General features: G+C 51.2%; 1 protein-coding gene and 1 pseudogene. Both read left to right on the top strand.

What is annotated here, in order from left to right:
- Window positions 1–987, top strand: a pseudogene (locus tag ACO0LG_RS24245) (hypothetical protein); the annotation flags it as partial.
- A gap of 175 nt (window positions 988–1,162) precedes the next feature.
- Window positions 1,163–5,168, top strand: a 4,006-nt coding sequence (locus ACO0LG_RS24250) for a DUF6531 domain-containing protein (protein WP_423030262.1), incomplete at its 3' end; no start/stop codon positions are given.

Here is a 5,168-nt window from a genome sequence, read left to right on the forward strand (position 1 = left end):
AGAGACATTGAAGCAGGGAATCTTATTTCTGGTGTTGCGCCCCTCAATTTGACCACTATATTTCCTGGGCAGAATGGACGTTTCACTTTCAATGCAACAGCCGGGCAAAGTTTTAACTTGGTGATTACAGGCAACACCATGCCTATCACCAGCAGCAAGACTATCTGGATTTATAAACCTAGCAGTAGCGGTTCCGAATGGGCATCTTACTCTTTGAGTAGTGGACCGGCTGTCCTCAATTTGAACAATCTTCCAGAAACAGGTGTTTATACTATCTTGATTGATCCTTTTGGTATTGATAAAGGTAGCATTAACCTGCAATTGCAGTCCGATACGACAGACAATTTAATTGTGGATGGCAGCAATCCTGTGAGCCTGCCAATGGGGCAATATGGGCGCTACACTTTCACTGCTGAAGCGGGCAAAACTTATGGTCTTGGCCTCACCAGCTTGAATTTTACTGGCACAGGGTCAAGTACTAAGAATCTGACTGTCTATCTTCAAAAATTGGATGGCACAGCTATATCCAACTGGACTTACGTCGCTGATGGTAGTAGTAACTTCTATAATCCGCAATGGTTTGCTACAGGGGGCACCTACGTCGTGCGCTTTGTACAAAGTTCGACCTACGGCGTCAGTTTCAATGCATTATTATCGAAAGACATAGACGCTGGCACGCTGGTGGTGAATGCGGCACCTCTTACCTTGACTACGACCCGTGTAGGGCAAAACGGACGATTTACTTTCAACGCAACTGCTGGTCAAAGCGTCACTCTCGCAGTGACTGGCTATACGATGCCCATCACCAGCAATAAGACAATCTGGATTTATAAACCCAGTAACAACACTACCGAGCTGGCATCTTATTCAATTAGCGGGCCAAGTGCCAACTTCACTTTAAATAATTTGCCAGAGACAGGTACGTACAGCATCTTGATTGATCCGCTGGGAGTGTCCGTGGGCAATATAAGTCTGCAACTTAAATAATATGGCACTGACCAAACTCACTGCAATGCACAAAGATAAAAATTGTATGCATAAAGGAAGCCGCACCGTGGCAATTCAAGCACCTACATTTTCAAGCGCTCGCGCTAAGACAGAGCGTTACTTAGTAAGCCTGCTGCAAGGGGCGCTATATATATTCGTTTTATTTTTGTTATCCATGGCAACGGCGAGTGCTGACAATCTCAGCGAAATACAAGAAAAGTCAACAGCACTGATACAGCAACTCGCACCTCAGCCAGCCAGGTTATTGGGGCAATCAGCAACGCAACTGGCAGATGGCCGCTGGTTGTTGCTGGGCGGTGCAGGCAATGTGGTGATCATTGAAGATACTAAAATCGGCAAACGCAATCCACTCACTAGTAAGTTGATACAGGCACGTAGCTATCACAGTGCGACCCTGCTACCCAACGGTAAAGTATTGATCATAGGCGGAGTAGATGCCAGCGGCAATGTCGTCACCACTCTTGAACAATATGATCCCGATAGTGACAAGTTCAGCTACCTTGCTAATCCTGGCCTGATTGCCCGCAGCGGTCACACCACAACTTTAATGGCAGATGGCAAACTGCTCATTGCCGGTGGTACCGACAGCCGCCAGCGCCTGCTCTATGAAGCAGAACTTTATAATCCGCGCAATCAAAGCCTGGAACGTTTCAACGTCAAACTTGATACTGCCAGGCGCGATCATGTCGCCACTTTATTGCCTAGTGCTCAGCTATTATTATCCTATGGTCTGGATAACGGTTTGCAGCTACTTAACAACGGTGAACTGTTTGACCAGCAAAGCCAGCGCTTCACCCTGATACAAAAAGAACGTGTGCAACAAATTGCCAGTGCTTTGCAAAGCAGTGCTACACCTGCCATCAAAGACAGTCAACCCGCGCCAGACGCACAGGCTGTGCCAGTAGATCAAAGCCTGGTTATACGATTTGCCCAGCGCATGCAAGTCAGCAGCCTTAATAGTGACAGCGTCACCCTCCTGGGGCCGCACGGCGTGGTACCCATCAAAGTTGTCGCTGCTGAATATGGTGTACTTTTATTCGTCACACCACAACAAGACCTGCTGCCAGCCAGCAGATATACGCTGTTCGTCAAAGGCGCGCTTGATCATGCTGAACAGGCATTGCCATTCAGCGCGATTGGCTTTGAAACTGCGCAATTCGACAAAGTACAAGTCAGCTTTGGTAACGGCATTATTCCCGCAATTGCTGGCAATAATTCTGTAATACAAAACGTCACTACGCAAGCTCTGGCAAGTAAGGACTCAGCAACCAACATTCCTGCACAAATAAGTCCAGCACCTGAGGCAACAGCTAGCACGGCAGCAAATGCAACTGTCACAACCCTGAGTACAATCGAAAGAAACGCGCTTGCCTTGGCAAACAGCAGCACCCAGCCAGAAGTCTGGCACCCAGATGCACGTCATTTTAAGGGGGATTGGCGAGCACGCCGTGGCGACAGTCCATTACAGGCTTTACCAGCCTTGCAGGCCGCTAAAGGCGAAACCGCACTTGCAGGCCAGGTGCTGACACTGAATGGCCAGGGCCTTGCCAACGTCACCATCAGCGTGGGTCAGCAAAGCACCAGGACCGACATTACCGGACGTTTCTTGCTGAGCAATCTCCAGGCAGGCGAACAGGTGATTGATATAGATGGCCAGACCGTACAAAAGTCAGGCACGCGTTATGGCTTTTACCAAACTCGCGTCAGTCTCTCTGCTGGCAAAACGACGGCACTCACGTATCCTATCTGGAGCAGTGCACTTGACCCCGCAGGCAACATCAGCGTCGCCTCTCCAACCAAGCAAGAAACTGTAGTCTCTTCACCGCGCATACCCGGTCTGGAGCTGCGGATCCCAGCAGGTACAGTCATCCGCGACCGCAGTGGCAAGATCGTTACAGAACTTAATATCACCGCCATCCCCGTTGATCATCCACCTTTCCCATTACCGAGCCTGGGTGTGCCGGTGTATTTCACCATCCAGCCTGGTGGAGCCATACTCAGCAGTATTAATGGCAAAGACCAGCCAGGTGCAAGATTGATTTACCCGAATTTTGGTGGTGCTGCTCCCGGCACCCGTATGAATTTCTGGAACTATGATGCGCGCGGCAAAGGTTGGTATGTTTATGGTGAAGGCAGTGTCAGCGCAGATGCAAAGCAAATCATTCCAGATGCTGGCATTGCGATTTATGAATTCACCGGTGCCATGGTTGCCGTTCCTAGCACAGCGCCTGCAGAAGGCCCGGTAGTTGCCGGCTGCCGCTGCGGTGATCCTGTTGATATGTACACCGGGCTGTTCTTGAACGAAAGCACTGACCTGGTAGTCAATGACATCATTCCATTAAAAGTCAGCCGTAGTTATCGCCAGCGTGATACGGATTCCCGCTCGTTTGGCATAGGCACCAGCCTGTCGTACGACGTCTATCTGGTAGGCAACTCATGGACATGGCAAGACTTGATCTTGCCGGATGGCAGCCGCATTCACTATGAACGCATTTCTGCAGGAACTAACTATACTGACGCAGTATATAAACACACTGGTTCTGGCTCTGCATATGATGGCTCTATCCTGAGCTGGAACAATCCGCGCTGGGGCTGGAGTCTCAAGCTAAAAGATGGCACTGTGATGGAATTTCCTGAGGCGATGAATTCACACACCGCCCGTAAAGGAGCCTTAGTTGAATTGCGTGACCGCTACAATAACACCATCAAAATCACGCGCAATTACCTCTATAATTTATATAGGCTTACCAGCTCAAGCGGCCGATTTATTCAGTTCACTTACGACAATAGTGATCGCATCACCCTGGCCACAGACAACCTTGGCCGCAGCGTCAAGTACGACTACGACACCGCCGGTCACCTGATCAAAGTCACCTATCCAGACCAGACCTTTGAAGCTTTCACCTACGACACCAAACACAATATGCTCACCGTGCAAGACAGGCGCGGCAAGCTCATGGTCACCAATGTCTACGACGCCAACAACCGCGTCACCAAACAAACCTATGCTGACAACAGCACCAACCTGTTCGCCTACACACTGGATGGCAACGGCAAGGTCGCGCAAACCGACCATACCGACGGCAACAGCGTTGTCACCCGCTTCATCTTCAATGCCAACGGTCACGCCACCAGCGTCATCAAGGCACTGGGCCAGCCAGAGCAGCAGACGACTAGCTTCGAACGCGACCCCGCCACCAACCTATTGCTCTCAAGCATAGACGCCCTGGGCCGCAAGACCAGCTACACCTACGACAGCAAAGGCAATCAACTCAGCCAGACCTATCTGCCCGGCACAGCCGACGCCGTCGCCAGCAGCGCCACCTATAGCAGCGACTATAACCAAGTCGCCAGCATTACCGATCCCCTCAACCAGACCACCACCTTCACTTATGACAGCATCGGTAATCTGCAACAGATCAAAGATGCCCAAAACAAAGTGCTGCAATTTGGCACCAATGCCGCAGGCCAGCTGACCCAGTTCACCGACGCCCGCAACAAAACCACCCAGTTCGGCTATGACGGCTATGACCTCAGCAGCATCACCGATCCGCTCAACCGCAGCGTCATCTTGCGTACTGACGCCATAGGCCGCACCGTCAGCAGCACTGATCCCCTCAACCAGCGCAGCATCAGCAATCTCGACAACCTCGACCGCGTCACCAGCGTCATTGACACCAATAACCAAAGCACCGGCTTTGGCTACGACAACAACGACAATCTCACTACTGTCACCGATGCCAACAACCACAGTACCGGCTTCAGCTACGATGACCGCAACGCCGTCACCGGTAAGACCGATGCCTTGAGCCAGAACAGCAGCATCGTCTATGACAACGAACACCGCATCAAACAAAGCACAGACCGCAAGAACCAGCAGACCAGCTACACCTACGACAGCCTCAACCGCCTGCGCACCGTCACCTATGCCGACAACAGCACCATCACGCATACCTATGACAACGGCAACCGCATAACATTGCTGGCCGACAGTATCAATGGCAACATTGGCTTCAACTACGACAACCTCGACCGCATCACGCAGGTCACCAGCCCCAACGGTATAGTCAACTACACCTACGACGCCAACGGCCAGCGCAGCAGCATGACCATCGCAGGCCAGCCAACACAAAGCTACACCTACGACAAAGTTGGCAGGC

Source organism: Undibacterium sp. Ji42W, from assembly GCF_049340405.1.
Taxonomy (GTDB): Bacteria; Pseudomonadota; Gammaproteobacteria; order Burkholderiales; family Burkholderiaceae_D; genus Undibacterium.